This window comes from Vibrio algicola, from assembly GCF_009601765.2.
Lineage (GTDB): Bacteria > Pseudomonadota > Gammaproteobacteria > Enterobacterales > Vibrionaceae > Vibrio > Vibrio algicola.
In genome coordinates this window covers 700591-717290 of sequence record NZ_CP045699.1, presented here as the reverse complement: position 1 = coordinate 717290, position 16700 = coordinate 700591, and the positions used below count along the sequence as shown (strand labels likewise).

Here is a 16700-nt window from a genome sequence, read left to right as displayed (position 1 = left end):
AATGGCGTGCAAAATATCATTTCTATAGGAATCATGTCTACGAAATTTAGATGTTTATCGCAGACATTATCAATAAATAAAAAAATAGGAGCACATCGGCTCCTATTTATGGTTTATGTAGAGTATTTCACTTTACGCTAGATCGACCGTTACAACCGCTTTAACACATTAGCGAGTAAATCAATTCTTGGTTTGATCGAGTCAATTAATAGAAATTCTTTATCCGAATGAAACCCCGATCCCATTGGACCAAAACCATCTAAGGTTGGTGTACCGACATTGGCAGTAAAGTTACCATCAGAGCCGCCACCCGCATCTTCCCAACCATATTGAATATCAAGCTTATCCGCTTCTTCACTAACAATTGTCATCATCACTTGCGTGGCATCCGTTGGTTGCATCGACGGTTTAAAGGTTAAGCGGTTAACTTCCACACTTGCCCCCTTTTCAAATGGCGTTTTGGCCATCGCGCGCAGGGTATCATCAATAATTTGTGCTTCTTCATTGCTCCAAAAACGTAAATCAACCGTCGCCTTGGCAAAATCTGGTACTACGTTAACCACTAAACCGCCTTCAATCACACCCACATTCATAGTGGTACCAGTTTCAAGGTTAACTAAGTTTTTAATCGCCAGCGCCCAATGACTTAATTCATAAATAGCCGATACGCCCTCTTCTAAAGCCGAACCTGCATGCGAGGCTACACCATTAAAGATCAGTTCGTATTTGGCATTACCTTTACGTGAGCGGATCAAGTTACCGCTGGTACGTGCCGCTTCACATACTAAAACACGGCGACTTTTACGCGCCATTTCTTCAATCCAAGTGCGAGAATACAGTGACCCAATTTCTTCATCACAATTTAGTGCCACCACAATCGCCAAGCGATCACGTTCTTCATCGCTCAACTGCTGCAATGCATACCAAGCACTTAAAATGCCCGATTTCATATCCGATGTGCCAGGGCCATAGATTTTTTGCTCATCCAAACTCATCGGACGTTTTGCTACCGTGCCTTCAGGGAATACCGTATCCATGTGGCCACTTAACATCACATCATAAAATTCTGCATTTGGTTTATTGGTTATTTCTAAGCAAGGTCCCGCTTCGTCACTGACATGATGGCGAGTGACGCTAAAACCAATTTGTTCAAACATTGGCGTAAGAATATCGGCTATTTTCGCCACACCTTGCACAGTACGAGTACCACAATCCACATTGACTAAAGTTTCAAGTTGCTGGATATAACGTTGTAAATCAAAAGACTGAGTCATTATCTCACCTCAAAAGAATTAAAAAAAAGCCCACAACTCTCAGCTAGAAAGTCATGGGCATTATCAAAGGTGTATCGGGGTTACGCCATCATTGGCACTAAGAACACCGTACCGATGATCACGGTTGCTAGACCGCAGAATACAGGAACCGAGGTGCGCTTAACCACATCAAACGGACTGATTTTACCCATACCCGATGTCGCCACGATCACCCCAGAAACTGGTGAAATAGTACGACCAAGGTTAGACGCTTGTAGCATTGGGATGATCAAGAACGCAGGGTTAATGCCCATTTTCGCCGCCAGTGATGGCGCAAGTTCAACAAATGCGTAGAAAGAGGCATTACCAGAACCGGTTGCAACCGACGCTGCGACCGTAATGGCGGTTAATAACAACATTAACGCGACCGCACCTGCGCCTGCATTGTTGGCAAGGGCAAGTAGGTTATCAATCGCCCCCATAGACATTAAGCCTTGAGCGAACAAACCAGCACCAACCAATAGCATGACGACGCTTTTAAATGCTTCAGCCATACCTTGATAACACACTTCAAGATCTTCGAGTGCTTTCTTACCATTACAGCGGTTAGAAACATAATGCACCACCGCGCCAATGAAAATTGACAACACCACGATGGTATAAATATCTAATGTTAAACCTTTAATGGTTTGGCCGTTGAATAGGAAAACCCCAAAAATAGGTAAGAATGGCAAAATAGAATAATAAGCTGGAGCGCTGGTATCCATATCTGAAATATCAACTTTCTCCATTGGAGTGTTGTCTTTTTTATCGAGATATTTATTCCAGAAGTACGCCGCAATCGCCATTACAATAATGGCAGAGATAGAAACAGGTAATACAGTTTCAACCGCAAACACATGCAGAGGAATACCTGATTTTTGCGCGGCAATAACCACATCACCAGACGTTGGTGACAAGATGATAGCAGCAGGAGACGCACATACTGCCACAGCGGCTGGACGAGAAATACCCATCGCGGTCATCATTGGGAACAATGTCGCCATCAATAGCACGCCAAGACCAGTAGCAGAGCTTACCGCTAGAGACATCAAGCAAGCGACAATATAAGCCGCAACTAATAAGATATAAGGTGATTTAATAAAAGACAGTGGTTTTGAAAATTGTTTCACCACAATATTATTGGCACCGATATGCGTCATATAAGTCGCAAAGCCACATAACAGCATAATTTGTAGACCTAAACCGCCGCTGTAACTTTGTAATGTCGATTTCAAAAACATCAATGAATCGGTGAAGAAGTTCCCCGTTGATTCCATTCCTTGAGGAAGAACCGAATGGCCAAGAGGTTGTGCGATAAGAAGTAAGAAGGTACCCGCAGCTAATAGCACGCCAGTAGGTTTGTAGCCTTTTACAATGAAATAACCCACTACAACGGTCACAGCAAGACCGATTAATAGTTCTAACATAGTTGTTTGCCTTTTAAATTATGCGATGTGTTTTGATTAACAATCATCATTTTTAATATTTGTTGGCACACAACCTATCAAATGCCGTAATGAGAAAACTTAATCTTTATCAATTTTTTCTTTGTAACACGAAAATTTATCGATACAAGTGCTTTTTATCAAAAAACACTCATACCAAAACACAAAAAACCGAACACGCCTGTAACAATAAACCTTACAACCACAAACAAAGTAGCAACCTTACTCGTTCAGCATAAATAGTTAAATATTATATTTATGATGAATAGAAACGAGTAATAGTAATGTGAATTAAGGCTTCAATGGCATACGGGTAAAAGCATGATTACCACATTGCATACAAGGGATGATTTCATGAGGATGGGTGTATTCTTGGCGATGACCGCATTTTTCACACACCAACGCGCCTAAACCAATAATATCGCCCACTTCATATAAGCCTTTATGTTCGATATCTTTAAATACTTCTCGCCATTCAACTTGGGTTCTATCGGTAATTTCAAGTAAACCTTCCCAAATAGATTCAGCAACCACCGTCATAAACGGATCATCTTCGTCCTCTTGGCTTTTTTGGTAGCTGTCTGAAAATTCTTTTAAATCTGATTTTAAATATTGTTGGATCAATGCCATTTCATCTTTGGTCATATCTTTGACTGCATCGAGCATTTCTTTCGGTGTTTCTAATGCTTTTTCAAGCTCTTCGGGTGTTTTCTTCACTCTTTCTAATAATTGTTCTAAAACTTGTTTGTATTCCTGTTGGCGTTTTGGCATAGCGGACTCCTGTCTATTATGATTTGGCTATTGTTGAGTGTCACTGCTTTAAGGTATTCTATGCTGATCAAGTATGGCCTGATCTAACGGATCTCACAAATTTACGAAATCGGATACCCAGATGCAAAAACCAGTAGCGAAATTAAATGAGCAATACAATCCACAAGACATTGAGCAAAAAGTTCAACAGTACTGGAATGACAATAAAATCTTCGAAGTGACTGAAGATGCTGATAAAGAGAAATTCTACTGCCTGTCGATGTTCCCTTATCCTAGTGGACGACTGCATATGGGTCACGTTCGTAACTACACCATTGGTGATGTGATCTCTCGTTTTCAACGCTTGCAAGGTAAAAACGTGATGCAACCAATTGGTTGGGATGCGTTTGGCCTTCCTGCTGAAAACGCGGCGGTAAAAAACAAAACTGCGCCAGCGCCTTGGACTTACGAAAATATTGAATACATGAAAAACCAACTAAAACTATTAGGTTTTGGTTATGACTGGACGCGTGAATTTGCTACTTGTACTCCTGAGTACTACCGCTGGGAACAAGAGTTCTTCACTAAATTGTATCAAAAAGGCTTAGTGTACAAAAAAACCTCTTCGGTTAACTGGTGTCCAAACGACATGACCGTACTGGCCAACGAGCAAGTAGAAGATGGTTGCTGCTGGCGTTGTGACACCCCAGTTGAGCAAAAAGAAATCCCACAATGGTTTATTAAAATCACTGAATACGCTCAAGAGTTATTAGATGATTTAGACAACCTTGATGGCTGGCCTGATATGGTAAAAACCATGCAGCGCAACTGGATTGGTCGCTCTGAAGGGGTTGAATTATCATTTAAAGTCGACGGTCAATCGGATCTCGAAGTCTACACCACTCGTCCAGATACATTAATGGGTGTGACCTATGTGGGCATTGCAGCCGGTCACCCTCTGGCGACTAAAGCGGCGAAAAACAACCCTGAATTGGCTGCGTTTTGTGACGAATGTAAAAACACCAAAGTAGCCGAAGCAGAGCTTGCTACCATGGAAAAGAAAGGCATGGACACTGGCCTTAAAGCAATTCACCCATTAAATGGACGTGAAGTGCCAATTTTTGTCGCCAACTTTGTGTTAATGGATTACGGCACGGGCGCAGTTATGGCGGTTCCTTCGCACGATCAACGTGACTTTGAATTTGCCACTAAATACGGCTTAGATATTGAAGCAGTTATTTTAGATGCTGAAGGTAACCAACCAGACGTTTCTGAAGCGGCGTACACTGAAAAAGGCGCGTTATTTAACTCTGGTGAATTTGACGGTCTTGAGTTCCAAGCCGCATTTGATGCCATTGCTGCCAAACTAGAATCTGAAAACAAAGGCAAGAAAACCGTCAATTTCCGCCTGCGTGATTGGGGTGTATCTCGTCAACGTTACTGGGGCGCACCAATTCCAATGGTCACCACCGATGATGGCGTTGTGCACCCTGTTCCAGCTGACCAACTGCCAGTTATCTTGCCTGAAGATGTAGTGATGGATGGCGTAACTAGCCCAATCAAAGCGGATAAATCGTGGGCTGAAACCACCTTTAATGGTGAACATGCCTTACGCGAAACCGATACTTTCGATACCTTTATGGAATCGTCTTGGTATTACGCTCGCTACTGTAGCCCACAAGCTGACGATATTTTAGATCCTGAAAAAGCCAACTACTGGCTGCCTGTTGATCAATATGTTGGCGGTATTGAACACGCCTGTATGCACCTATTGTACTCGCGCTTTTTCCATAAATTGTTGCGTGATGCCGGTTATGTCACTTCAAGCGAACCATTCAAACAATTGCTTTGCCAAGGTATGGTACTCGCAGATGCTTTCTACCACACCAATGAGAAAGGCACCAAAGAATGGGTTGCACCAACTGACGTAACGGTTGAACGTGATGGTAAAGGTCGCATTGAAAAAGCGGTTGATGATCAAGGCCGAAATGTTGAACACTCAGGCATGATCAAAATGTCTAAGTCAAAAAACAACGGCATCGACCCACAAGAAATGGTCAATAAATACGGCGCCGATACTGTGCGTTTATTTATGATGTTTGCTTCGCCCGCTGACATGACACTCGAGTGGCAAGAATCTGGTGTAGAAGGCGCAAACCGCTTCTTGAAACGCGTTTGGAAACTAGTGGGTGAACATACAGCCCAAGGCGATAGCTTTGCACTTGATCCGGCCTCTTTAACTGGTAACCAAAAAGCGCTGCGTCGTGATGTGCATAAAACCATTGCTAAAGTGACTGATGATATCGATCGTCGTCAAACCTTTAACACCGCGATTGCCGCCATCATGGAATTAATGAACAAACTGGGTAAAGCGCCTCAAGCCAATGAGCAAGATCGCGCCATCCTAGATGAAGCATTAAAAGCAGTGGTTCGCATGCTGTACCCAATCACTCCACATATCTGTTTTGAAATGTGGGCAGCATTAGGTGGCGAAAAAGTCGATACCTGTGACTGGCCAACTTTTGATGAAAAAGCTTTAGTTGAAGATGAAAAGCTTATCATTGTACAAGTGAACGGTAAGCTGCGAGCTAAACTGACCGTGGCTGCCGATGCAACTAAAGAAGAAGTCGAAGCGCTTGGTCTGGCTAACGAGCATGTGATTAAATTCACCGATGGTTTAACCATTCGTAAAGTGATTTATGTACCGGGTAAACTTCTCAACCTAGTCGCAAACTAATTTAAAAATTAAAGCGTAAGTAACCAATACACGGTTATTTACGCTTATCTTATACATTTTTGTCACTTTTGCTTTAACATTGATGAAAGTGCATAAGATAAGCTTTTCAAATTCATACCCCAAAATTGAAACTGTCGTTTCAAGGAAATCGGGGATATAACACTGCCACAGAGGGATAACTTGGTGACACGTTTGTTTTCTAAATTCCATTTTCGTCTTTTGATCATTGCCGCATGTGCAATGATGAGTACTGCGTGTAGCTTCCATTTACGTGGGGATTATCTTCTGCCTGATGATGTCAAAACCATTTCTGTCACCAGTTTTGATGACTACGGCATGATCACCCGTGAAGTAAAAAAACAATTATTGATGAATGGGGTTAAGATCGTGCCACCGGCGAAAAACGTTTCTAACCTACACGTATTAAGTGACAGCGATAGTGATCGCACGTTATCTCTTTATCAAAATGCGCGTGCCGCCGAATATGAACTGAGCTACAACACCAGTTATATCGTCACGGTTCCAGGTTATAACCCGAAAGCTTACAGCGTACATGTCACGCGTAGTTACCTTGATAACCCAATGGCAGCGTTGGCTAAATCTGTCGAAAAAGATCTGATTTTAGATGAAATGCGCGTACAAGCTGCCGAACAAATGTTGCGTCAAATGGCAACACTCCAAACTCAGCTAATCCCTGTTGGAGCTGAAGATGCAACACAGCCAAAAGACTTCCCAACCAATATTGATGATACTCAGCCGACGACTCAAGATTTAGACAACGGGGTGCAACAAACCAGCACAACCGAAGCTATAGCCAATAGCGAAGCTCGATAATCACCATGCGTATTTTTGCCGATAAATTAGAGCAACAATTATCTCGTCAGTTGCATAACGTTTACCTCGTTATGGGCAACGAACCACTATTACTACAAGAAAGCCGAGATTTAATTAATCAAGCAGCCAAGCAAAAAGGTTTCTTAGAAAGACATCGCTTTTGTCTGGATAAGCAACTTAATTGGGAGCAGATATACGACTGCTGCCAAGCGTTAAGTTTATTTTCAAACCAACAGATCATCGAATTAGAGATACCTGAAACCGGAGTGAGTACCGCTTCAGCCAAAGAGTTAGCTAATTTAGCAACGCAATTAAATCCCGATATTTTATTGATCATTATTGCCAATAAACTGACTCGCGCTCAAGAAAATACTAAATGGTTTAAAGCCATGCATGCTCAAGGCGCGTTGGTGTCATGCAACAGCCCTGAATTACGCTATCTGCCACAATTTGTTCAGCAACGCTGCCGCAAACTGAAATTATCTCCCGATGCAGAAGCGATTCAAATGCTATCTCAATGGCATGAAGGCAATTTATTGGCATTAGCACAAAGCCTTGAAAAACTGGCACTGATCTACCCGGACGGAAAACTCACATTATTGCGGGTTGAAGCGGCGCTCAGTCGTCATAATCATTTCACCCCATTCCAATGGACCGATGCCTTATTGACAGGTCAAGCCAAGCGAGCACAACGGATTTTGCGTCAATTGGAAGCGGAAGGACAAGAAGCGATTATTTTATTGCGTACTGTACAAAGAGAGCTGTTCTTATTACATGAAATGCAACAAGCCTTAGCAGCACGACAATCAATTGGTCATATTTTTGATCAACATCGGATCTGGCAAAATAAGCGCCCTTTTTACACCGCTGCACTACAACGACTTAATTCATCGCAATTACGACAACTTATTCAGCAACTCACTACATTAGAATTGACGGTCAAAACAACCTTTAGCCAAGACAGCTGGCTCCAATTAGCCCTGTTTTCTTTAGCATTTTGTTTGCCTGAAAATAACGTGAGCATGCCAAACTTATAGTCTATTTAGGTGCCATACCAAGCATAAACAACGCCTTTCGCTATAATTATCCATGTTATTCTTAACGACTTTTTATTACTATTGCACCGCAGCGCAACTTAATTTGCGTGACTATTATTAAATAAATGAGGTTTCACTTTGCAAATCAATGAACTAAAAGCTTTTTTAGCCGACAAAGCCGACGACATGAAAGCCGAAGATATGATCACTTTGGATGTCACGGACAAATCAAGCGTGACGGATTTTATGATTATCTGTACTGGCACCTCTAAACGTCACGTCGCTTCTATCGCTGAAAATGTTGCAAGTGAAGCCAAAGAAGCCGGTGTAGCAGTATTAGGTATGGACGGCGAAGAAGAAGGTGAATGGGTTGTCGTCGATCTTGGTGATGTGATGGTGCATGTGATGCAACCACAGTATCGTGAATTATATCAATTAGAGAAGCTGTGGAGTTAAAACTACACCTTTAATTCAACATAAATGAGTATGCTTTCTCTTGACTAAACCGAGCATGCTCATTGATACCCCGTCATACCTGATTATACAAAACACTACGGAATCATCGCCATGAAGATCCAACTCATTGCCGTCGGAACCAAAATGCCTAAATGGGTTGAAACTGGTTTTCATGAATACCAACGACGCTTTCCGAGTGATATGCCATTCGATCTTATCGAAATATCGGCCGGAAAACGTGGTAAAAATGCTGATATCGCGCGTATTTTACAAAAAGAAGGCGAAGCGATGTTGGCAGCAGTACCTAAAGGCAACCGCATTGTTACATTGGATATTCCAGGAAAACGTTGGGACACACCAGAGCTGGCTGCGCAATTAGATGCCTGGAAACTTGATGGCCGTGATGTTTCTATTTTAATCGGAGGCCCTGAAGGGTTAGCGCCAGCATGTAAAGCAGCAGCCGATCAAAGTTGGTCATTATCGCCACTGACGCTACCACATCCACTAGTTCGCGTGATCATGGCCGAAAGCTTATACCGCGCTTGGAGCGTAACCGCCAATCATCCTTACCACCGAGAATAATCTAGAATGAGACGTAGACGTAGCCAAATACGTGATTATACCGCTGAAGCTCAACTCTTTACTCGCCGTGCAATCGTGGCGTTTATTGGTATCTTAGCTTTGGTTGGGATCTTGCTCGCCAATTTGTATTACATCCAAGTAGAGCAATATCAAGACTACAAAACTCGCTCAAATGATAACCGTATCAAGATCGTTCCGATCGCGCCAAATCGTGGTCTTATCTATGATCGTAACGGAAAATTACTGGCCTCTAACCGCCCTGTTTTCAGCTTGGAAATCACCCCTGAAAAAGTAAAAGATTTGGATAAAACCATCGCCGAACTGCGTAAAATTATTCCTATTACTGACGAACAAATTGAAGCATTCCAAAAAGAGCGCCGTCAAACCAGACGTTTTAAATCGGTTCCTATTCTGACCCAACTCAGCGATGAAGATGTGGCCAAAATTTCGGTGCAGCAATACAAATTTCCAGGGGTTGAAGTGACCGCAGCATTGAAGCGCTACTACCCTTATGGCTCCACTCTAACTCATGTTTTAGGTTATGTTTCTCGCATCAACGATAGAGATATTCGCCGCTTAACCGAAGAAGACAAAATCTCCAATTACCAAGATACTCATGATATCGGTAAATTAGGCATTGAGCGTTATTACGAAGATGTTTTACATGGGACATCCGGCTATCAAGAAGTTGAAGTCAACAGTCGTGGACGCATCATCCGCACCTTAAAATACGTACCGCCCATTCCGGGCAAAGATATTGTGCTCAATTTGAATATCGACTTACAACAATATGCCTTCCATTTAATGGACCACCGCCGTGGTGCGATCATTATTCTGGATCCCAAAGATAATGGTGTGTTGGCCATGGTCTCAAGTCCTAGTTACGATCCTAATGCGTTTGTGCATGGGATCAGTAGTAAGGCATATAGCAAATTACTAAACGATCCTAACCGTCCATTGGTAAACCGTGCCACGTTAGGCATTTACCCACCCGCATCAACGGTAAAACCTTTAATTACAGTGGCGGCGTTAACCGAAGGGGTGATCACTCCACAAACCACTCGTAATGATCCGGGTATTTGGTATATTCCTCATGCACGCAACCACAAAGGTTACCGTGACTGGAGCCGCTGGGGACATGGGGTAGTGAATGTCAGAAAGGCACTAGAAGAATCGGTCGATACCTTTTTCTATCAAGTGGCGTTTGACCTTGGCATTGATCGTCTTTCAACTTGGATGAATAAATTTGGTTATGGTGAACTCACCGGTATCGATCTGCATGAAGAAAGCAGCGCTAACATGCCAACCCGCGACTGGAAACTTGCTCGTCATAGGGTCCAGTGGTATCAAGGCGACACTATTCCGGTAGGTATAGGGCAAGGTTATTGGACCGCCACTCCAATGCAAATAGCTAAAGCATTATCGGTGTTAGTCTCACATGGTAAAGTGCGCGCGCCGCATTTGCTGCGTGCCACCATAGATAAAACCCAACCAAACCCAAAACCTGTTTTAAGCCCGATCAAGACATTCCCATCGATTACAGGGGTAAAAGAGTCTACTTGGAATATAGCGGAAGAAGGCATGCACCTTGTCGCAACCGGCAGTCGTGGTACCGCCCGACGCGCATTTTATGGCACTCCATATCAGCCAGCAGTAAAATCGGGTACAGCTCAAGTATATGGACTTAAAGAAGGTGAGAAATATAAAGCCAGTGAAGTAGCAGAACACCTTCGTGACCATGCATTATTAATGGGATTTGCACCACTTAAAAAGCCACAAGTCATCGTTTCCATGGTATTTGAAAATGCGGGCGGCGGCTCCAAAGTCGGCGGCCCGGTAGCACGAAAAATCTTCGATCACATTATCTTAGGTAAAGACCAAGACGAATCCGCTAAGGATAAAAAATAATATGGGTATGAACTTATCAAACGGCAAAAATCGCTCTTTTTTTGAACGACTGCATATCGACCTACCTTTATTACTCGGGATCCTACTTTTAATGGGGATTGGGCTGGTGATCATGTACAGCGCCAGCGGTCAAAATCCCGAGATGATGGATCGCCAAGCAATGCGTATGCTGCTATCTCTTGGTGTGATGTTATTTTTAGCGCAAATCACCCCAAGAACCTTTGAATCATTAGCGCCTATTTTATATGTCATGGGCGTTGTCTTATTACTGGGAGTACTTTTCTTTGGAGAAAGCTCTAAAGGCGCACAGCGTTGGTTGGACTTAGGCGTCGTACGTTTTCAGCCTTCTGAATTACTCAAACTCGCGGTACCTTTAATGGTGGCTCGTTTCATTGGTAAACAAGCCCTACCGCCGACGTTTAGAACCTTAGTCATATCTCTGGTTCTGGTTTTTGTCCCGACCATTTTAATCGCCAAGCAACCGGATCTTGGTACTTCAATATTGATTGCCGCATCGGGTATTTTTGTTATTTTCTTAGCCGGCATTAGTTGGAAGATCATTTCAGCAGCGGCAATAACCGTTGGCGCTTTTATTCCAATTTTATGGTTCTTCTTAATGCACGAGTACCAAAAAGTGCGAGTGAGAACCTTATTTAATCCAGAGTCCGATCCTCTTGGCGCCGGTTATCATATTATTCAAAGTAAAATCGCCATTGGTTCGGGTGGCCTAACCGGTAAAGGTTGGCTGCATGGCACACAATCACAACTTGAGTTTGTACCCGAGCGTCATACCGACTTCATTTTCTCAGTGATCTCAGAAGAATGGGGCATCATAGGCGTCAGTATTTTACTGGCGGTGTATTTATTTATTATTGCGCGCGGCTTATATCTTGCCACTCAAGCACAAACCGCTTTTGGTCGCATGATGGGTGGCAGTATTGTTTTAAGCTTCTTTGTATATGTATTTGTCAATATGGGCATGGTCAGTGGTATTTTACCCGTGGTCGGTGTACCTTTGCCATTAATCAGTTACGGTGGTACTTCCATGGTGACACTATTGGCAGGTTTCGGTATCTTAATGTCGATTCATACTCATCGTAAAATGCTTTCAAAGGCGAACTAAATTAATGACACTGACGATATATCTTAAACGTTTGACTAGCTATGCACTAATTAGCGTGCTGTTGATTTTAGCGGGCTGTTCTTCATCAAACGATCGCTATAAGCTAAGTGATGATGTAGCACCACAAAAGCCCCTTTCTGTCTCTCATGTGGAAGACGCGCATCCTCGCTATGAACCTTTTAGTCGTAGTGGCAACCGTGATTACACTTTGCGTGGAAAAGATTATAAGATCGTTAAAGAGACTAAGGGCTTCACCCAAACCGGTTATGCGTCTTGGTATGGCAAAAAATTTCATGGCCATTTAACCTCTAACGGCGAAGTGTATGACATGTATTCGATGTCGGCTGCGCATAAGACCTTGCCAATCCCAAGCTATGTCAGAGTCACCAATACTGACAATGGCAAAACCGTGATTGTGCGAGTCAACGACCGTGGTCCTTTCCATGAAGGTCGCATTATTGATTTAAGTTATGCTGCTGCCTACAAACTTGGTGTGTATCAAGCGGGCACCGCGCCGGTAAAAGTGGAATACATCACTACGCCAAAAACCAAAGTCGATCAAGCCTATTCTAAAGATGAATACCTGATCCAAGTGGCTGCCATCTCTAATAAAAATAAAGCGGAAACTTTAGCCAAACAACTTGGTCAAACCTACTCAGCACCTTATAGCGTTGTTACTCAAAACAAAATAAATCGCATTATGCTTGGGCCGTGGAAAGATCAAGACGCTGCCAATGCGGCGCTACTCAAACTACAAAGTTCAGGCTATCAAACTGCATTTATGAAACACCAAACACGAAAATAAGCAATTGAGTTTTATTTTCATTTTAGAAAAACACAATCCATATCTGATTTACGCAAATGAATCTGCTAAGATACGGACAGTTTACGTCCACCTATACTAATAGATGCCTATATCTCATGAAAAATACTGCTAAATATCTAAAGACTATACTCATCCCATCATTGGCATTATCAGCATCGCTTATCTCGGCGAGTGCTTTAGCTTCTGATCCTATTGTTGTACCGAATGCTCCTAATATTGCCGCGGCTAGTTATATTTTAATGGACTACCATTCAGGTAAAATTTTAGCTGAAAAAAATATGGATGAACGTCGTCACCCAGCCAGTTTAACTAAAATGTTAACTAGCTACGTGATCGGTCAAGAAATTAAATCCGGTAGCATTTCTCGTGATGACGATGTTGTCATTAGTAATGCAGCTTGGGCGAAAAACTTCCCTGATTCATCAAAGATGTTCATTGAAGTAGGTAAAACCATCAGCGTTGATTTGTTAAACCAAGGCATCATCGTTGATTCAGGTAATGATGCTTGTGTTGCAATGGCTGAACATATTGCTGGTTCGCAAGATGCATTTGTTGATTTAATGAATCAATGGGCACAAAAGATTGGCATGAAAAATTCACATTTTATGAACGTTCATGGTCTTGATAACGATGAGCACTACTCAACTGCCCACGATTTAGCTATTTTAGGTGCAGCACTTATTCGCGATGTGCCAGAAGAATACAAAATCTACTCGCAAAAATCATTTACCTACAACGGCATCACCCAATATAACCGTAATGGTCTACTTTGGGATAAAAGCATGCACGTGGATGGCATTAAAACCGGTCACACCAGTGGTGCAGGTTATAACTTAGTCACTTCAGCAACTGAAGGCGATATGCGCCTAGTATCGGTTGTAATGGGCACTAAAACAGAAAATGCGCGTAAAGCAGAAAGTAAAAAACTACTTCAATTCGGCTTCCGATTCTTTGAAAGCGTTTCACCACATAAAGCTGGCGAAGAGTTCGTTAAAGAGAAAATCTGGATGGGCGATAAGAGCGAAGTCTCTTTAGGTGTGAGCGAAGATACCCATGTCACCGTGCCTCGTGGTCAAGCGAAAAACTTAGCCGCTAGCTTTGTTCTTGATAAAGAATTAAAAGCACCACTTAAGAAAGGCCAAGTGGTGGGTAAATTGTTCTACCAATTAAATGGTAAGGATGTCGCTCAATACCCACTAGTTGCACAAGAAGACGTAAAAGAAGGCGGTATTTTCAGCCGTTTAGTTGATTACGTAGTGTTATTATTTAAAAGCTGGTTCTAAACATTCCACTTAGAATAAATGATTCGCTTTATTAAAAAAGTCACTTCGGTGGCTTTTTTCGATCACCCCCTTGATAATCGATCACATCGTTATTACATATAAGCTCATAAAGTTGTGATCTCACACTAATAGCATTATTATTTCGCCATACAAGCTCAATGTTTTATTTGGAGTCCCCCATGCAAGAACAAGCAACCCTAAAAGATTTACTTGAATTCCCGTGCAAATTTACCTTTAAAGTCATGGGCTATGCCAAGCCAGAGCTACCAGATCTGATCCTTGCAGTGATCCAAAAACATGCACCGGGTGATTACAGTCCAAGTGTGAAACCTAGCGCAAAAGGCACTTACAATGCGGTATCGGTTAGTATTACTGCCACATCGATTGAGCAAGTAGAGATACTGTATAAAGAATTAGGCGAGATCGACATCGTGCGTATGGTGCTTTAAGTCTAAGCCTGAGCTTATGGGTCGCTAGACTCACTTTCTACACTATAAAATAACCCCTTATCGTTGACCTCTAGTGACGCCAACTAAAGGGGGTTATAATACGCCAAAACTTATACCCGTCGTACTTGAGTATAGATAATCAGTATCACCCTCTCTTTTTACATGGAAGCCGACTAAACAGTCGGACGGATTAAGGATAAACGAGGTATGCAGCATCAAGCCGATCCAACCATCAATCACAGTCCGGTTACTGGCCCACTTGAACAACAATTGATCGTTCGCCAACTAGGTAGGCAAGACTACGCGCCTGTCTGGCAAGATATGCACCAATTTACAGATCAACGTGATAGCTTAACCCCTGATGAAATCTGGTTGGTTGAGCACAACCCTGTATTTACTCAAGGCCAAGCAGGTAAACAAGAACATTTACTCAATACTGGCGATATCCCAGTGGTGCAAAGTGACCGTGGCGGTCAAGTGACGTACCACGGCCCAGGTCAAATCGTGGCTTATTTCTTGATCAATTTACGCCGCAAAAAAATTGGTGTGCGTGAATTGGTCACGCATATCGAAAATATTGTGGTTGAAACTTTAGCCAATTTTGATATTGATTCTACTGCCCATCCTGACGCACCAGGCGTTTATGTTGGCGATAGAAAAATATGTTCTCTGGGTTTACGTATTCGCAAGGGGTGCTCTTTTCATGGACTAGCCCTTAACGTTAATATGGATCTTACCCCTTTCCTTCGCATCAACCCTTGTGGCTACGCGGGCATGGAAATGGTACAAGTGAAAGATGTTAACGGCCCAGATAGCGTACCTGAAGTACAATCTATTTTAATCAAAAAAATTACCGAGTTACTTGGTTACGACCAGGTTGAATACACCCACAAAAGCATAAGCTTTGATAAGTAGGTAGCATGAGCAAACCAATTCAAATGGAACAAGGCGTTAAATATCGTGACGCGGATAAAATGGCACTCATTCCCACCAAAACCGTTGTGGTAGAAAAAGCCGAGGTTTTGCGTAAACCTGAATGGATGAAAATCAAACTGCCATCCGACAGTACCCGCATTAAAGAAATCAAAGCGGCGATGCGTAAAAATGATCTTCATTCTGTGTGTGAAGAGGCCTCATGCCCTAACCTTGCCGAATGCTTTAATCACGGCACCGCAACTTTTATGATTTTAGGCGCGATTTGTACTCGCCGTTGCCCGTTCTGTGATGTTGCTCATGGTCGCCCTAATGCACCAGAAAGCAACGAACCGCAAAAACTGGCTCAGACCATCAAAGATATGAAGCTAAAATATGTGGTGATCACCTCGGTTGACCGTGATGATTTACGCGATGGCGGAGCCAAACACTTTGCTGAATGTAATAAAGCCATTCGTGAACAAAACCCACACATTAAGATCGAAACGTTAGTTCCCGATTTCCGTGGTCGTATGGATGTGGCTCTGGATCTTATGCACGATAATCCGCCAGATGTATTTAACCACAACCTTGAGACTGCGCCGCGCCTATATCGCCGTGCTCGTCCAGGCGCCAATTACAAATGGTCACTGCGGTTGCTGCAAAAATTCAAACAGCAGCACCCTGATATTCCGACTAAATCTGGCATCATGATGGGACTTGGAGAAACTAAAGAAGAGATCGTCGAAGTCTTAAAAGATTTACGTGCACATGGCGTGACGATGCTAACCTTGGGTCAATATCTGGCGCCTAGCCGTCATCATCTTCCGGTTGAACGTTATGTTCCGCCATCTGAATTTGATGAATTAAAAGATATAGCACTTGATCTTGGCTTTACTCACGCCGCTTGTGGCCCATTTGTTCGCTCTAGTTACCATGCAGACATGCAAGCACAAGGCATTGAAATAAAATAGATTTATCGTTAATTGAACACTAAAAAGGCGAAAGGTATTATCTATCTTTCGCCTTTTTTCAATTTTTTTCATTTAATTTTGAACTTATC

Annotated in this window: 15 protein-coding genes; 12 read left to right on the top strand and 3 right to left on the bottom strand. The window is 42.7% G+C overall.

Annotated features, from left to right (window positions below; genetic code table 11):
* Positions 1-149: 149 nt before the first annotated feature.
* The 3 genes from GFB47_RS03230 to GFB47_RS03220 all read right to left on the bottom strand — a co-directional run bounded on the left by GFB47_RS03230 (position 150) and on the right by GFB47_RS03220 (position 3511).
* Positions 150-1274: a M20 family metallopeptidase gene (locus tag GFB47_RS03230; RefSeq protein WP_153446524.1), complete on the bottom strand. Its 1125-nt coding sequence runs from the start codon at positions 1272-1274 to the stop codon at positions 150-152.
* Positions 1275-1354: 80 nt separating this feature from the next.
* Positions 1355-2722, bottom strand: a complete 1368-nt coding sequence (gene dcuC, locus GFB47_RS03225; RefSeq protein ID WP_153446523.1) for an anaerobic C4-dicarboxylate transporter DcuC — start codon at positions 2720-2722, stop codon at positions 1355-1357.
* A 309-nt stretch (positions 2723-3031) separates the two neighbouring features.
* Complete coding sequence (locus tag GFB47_RS03220; RefSeq protein ID WP_153446522.1) at positions 3032-3511, bottom strand: zinc ribbon-containing protein; 480 nt, start codon at positions 3509-3511, stop codon at positions 3032-3034.
* Positions 3512-3632: 121 nt separating this feature from the next.
* On the opposite strand from GFB47_RS03220, the gene leuS reads away from it, so the two are divergent.
* The 12 genes from leuS (at position 3633) to lipA (ending at position 16611) form a co-directional block, all read left to right on the top strand.
* The gene (leuS, locus tag GFB47_RS03215; protein WP_153446520.1) at positions 3633-6227 is read left to right on the top strand and encodes a leucine--tRNA ligase; all 2595 of its coding nucleotides are present in this window, start codon (positions 3633-3635) and stop codon (positions 6225-6227) included.
* A 183-nt stretch (positions 6228-6410) separates the two neighbouring features.
* Positions 6411-7061, top strand: a complete 651-nt coding sequence (locus tag GFB47_RS03210; protein WP_407701687.1) for an LPS-assembly lipoprotein LptE — start codon at positions 6411-6413, stop codon at positions 7059-7061.
* Positions 7062-7066: 5 nt separating this feature from the next.
* Positions 7067-8098: a DNA polymerase III subunit delta gene (gene holA / locus GFB47_RS03205; protein WP_153446518.1), complete on the top strand. Its 1032-nt coding sequence runs from the start codon at positions 7067-7069 to the stop codon at positions 8096-8098.
* A 138-nt stretch (positions 8099-8236) separates the two neighbouring features.
* On the top strand, positions 8237-8554 hold the full coding sequence (gene rsfS / locus GFB47_RS03200) for a ribosome silencing factor (RefSeq protein ID WP_153446517.1): 318 nt from the start codon (positions 8237-8239) through the stop codon (positions 8552-8554).
* A gap of 111 nt (positions 8555-8665) precedes the next feature.
* Positions 8666-9136, top strand: coding sequence for a 23S rRNA (pseudouridine(1915)-N(3))-methyltransferase RlmH (gene rlmH, locus GFB47_RS03195; RefSeq protein WP_153446515.1), 471 nt, complete (start codon positions 8666-8668; stop codon positions 9134-9136).
* A gap of 6 nt (positions 9137-9142) precedes the next feature.
* Positions 9143-11044: a penicillin-binding protein 2 gene (gene mrdA, locus GFB47_RS03190; protein WP_153446513.1), complete on the top strand. Its 1902-nt coding sequence runs from the start codon at positions 9143-9145 to the stop codon at positions 11042-11044.
* Between the two features lies 1 nt (position 11045).
* Complete coding sequence (gene rodA, locus GFB47_RS03185; RefSeq protein WP_153446512.1) at positions 11046-12167, top strand: rod shape-determining protein RodA; 1122 nt, start codon at positions 11046-11048, stop codon at positions 12165-12167.
* 4 nt (positions 12168-12171) lie between these two features.
* Positions 12172-12972, top strand: coding sequence for a septal ring lytic transglycosylase RlpA family protein (locus GFB47_RS03180; RefSeq protein ID WP_153446511.1), 801 nt, complete (start codon positions 12172-12174; stop codon positions 12970-12972).
* Positions 12973-13088: 116 nt separating this feature from the next.
* Entirely contained in the window at positions 13089-14276 is a 1188-nt protein-coding gene (locus GFB47_RS03175; RefSeq protein WP_153446509.1) for a serine hydrolase, read from the top strand.
* A gap of 179 nt (positions 14277-14455) precedes the next feature.
* The gene (gene ybeD, locus GFB47_RS03170; protein WP_153446507.1) at positions 14456-14725 is read left to right on the top strand and encodes a DUF493 family protein YbeD; all 270 of its coding nucleotides are present in this window, start codon (positions 14456-14458) and stop codon (positions 14723-14725) included.
* Positions 14726-14932: 207 nt separating this feature from the next.
* A complete protein-coding gene (gene lipB / locus GFB47_RS03165; protein ID WP_153446506.1) occupies positions 14933-15640 on the top strand; it encodes a lipoyl(octanoyl) transferase LipB in 708 nt (235 codons plus the stop codon).
* Between the two features lie 5 nt (positions 15641-15645).
* A complete protein-coding gene (gene lipA / locus GFB47_RS03160) occupies positions 15646-16611 on the top strand; it encodes a lipoyl synthase (RefSeq protein ID WP_153446504.1) in 966 nt (321 codons plus the stop codon).
* The last annotated feature ends 89 nt before the right edge of the window (positions 16612-16700 follow it).

Coding starts and splice junctions, on each gene's coding strand:
- GFB47_RS03230 (WP_153446524.1), bottom strand. CDS start 1,274: ATGACTCAGTCTTTTGATTTACAACGTTATATCCAGCAACTTGAAACT.
- dcuC (WP_153446523.1), bottom strand. CDS start 2,722: ATGTTAGAACTATTAATCGGTCTTGCTGTGACCGTTGTAGTGGGTTAT.
- GFB47_RS03220 (WP_153446522.1), bottom strand. CDS start 3,511: ATGCCAAAACGCCAACAGGAATACAAACAAGTTTTAGAACAATTATTA.
- leuS (WP_153446520.1), top strand. CDS start 3,633: ATGCAAAAACCAGTAGCGAAATTAAATGAGCAATACAATCCACAAGAC.
- holA (WP_153446518.1), top strand. CDS start 7,067: ATGCGTATTTTTGCCGATAAATTAGAGCAACAATTATCTCGTCAGTTG.
- rlmH (WP_153446515.1), top strand. CDS start 8,666: ATGAAGATCCAACTCATTGCCGTCGGAACCAAAATGCCTAAATGGGTT.
- mrdA (WP_153446513.1), top strand. CDS start 9,143: ATGAGACGTAGACGTAGCCAAATACGTGATTATACCGCTGAAGCTCAA.
- rodA (WP_153446512.1), top strand. CDS start 11,046: ATGGGTATGAACTTATCAAACGGCAAAAATCGCTCTTTTTTTGAACGA.
- GFB47_RS03180 (WP_153446511.1), top strand. CDS start 12,172: ATGACACTGACGATATATCTTAAACGTTTGACTAGCTATGCACTAATT.
- GFB47_RS03175 (WP_153446509.1), top strand. CDS start 13,089: ATGAAAAATACTGCTAAATATCTAAAGACTATACTCATCCCATCATTG.
- ybeD (WP_153446507.1), top strand. CDS start 14,456: ATGCAAGAACAAGCAACCCTAAAAGATTTACTTGAATTCCCGTGCAAA.
- lipB (WP_153446506.1), top strand. CDS start 14,933: ATGCAGCATCAAGCCGATCCAACCATCAATCACAGTCCGGTTACTGGC.
- lipA (WP_153446504.1), top strand. CDS start 15,646: ATGAGCAAACCAATTCAAATGGAACAAGGCGTTAAATATCGTGACGCG.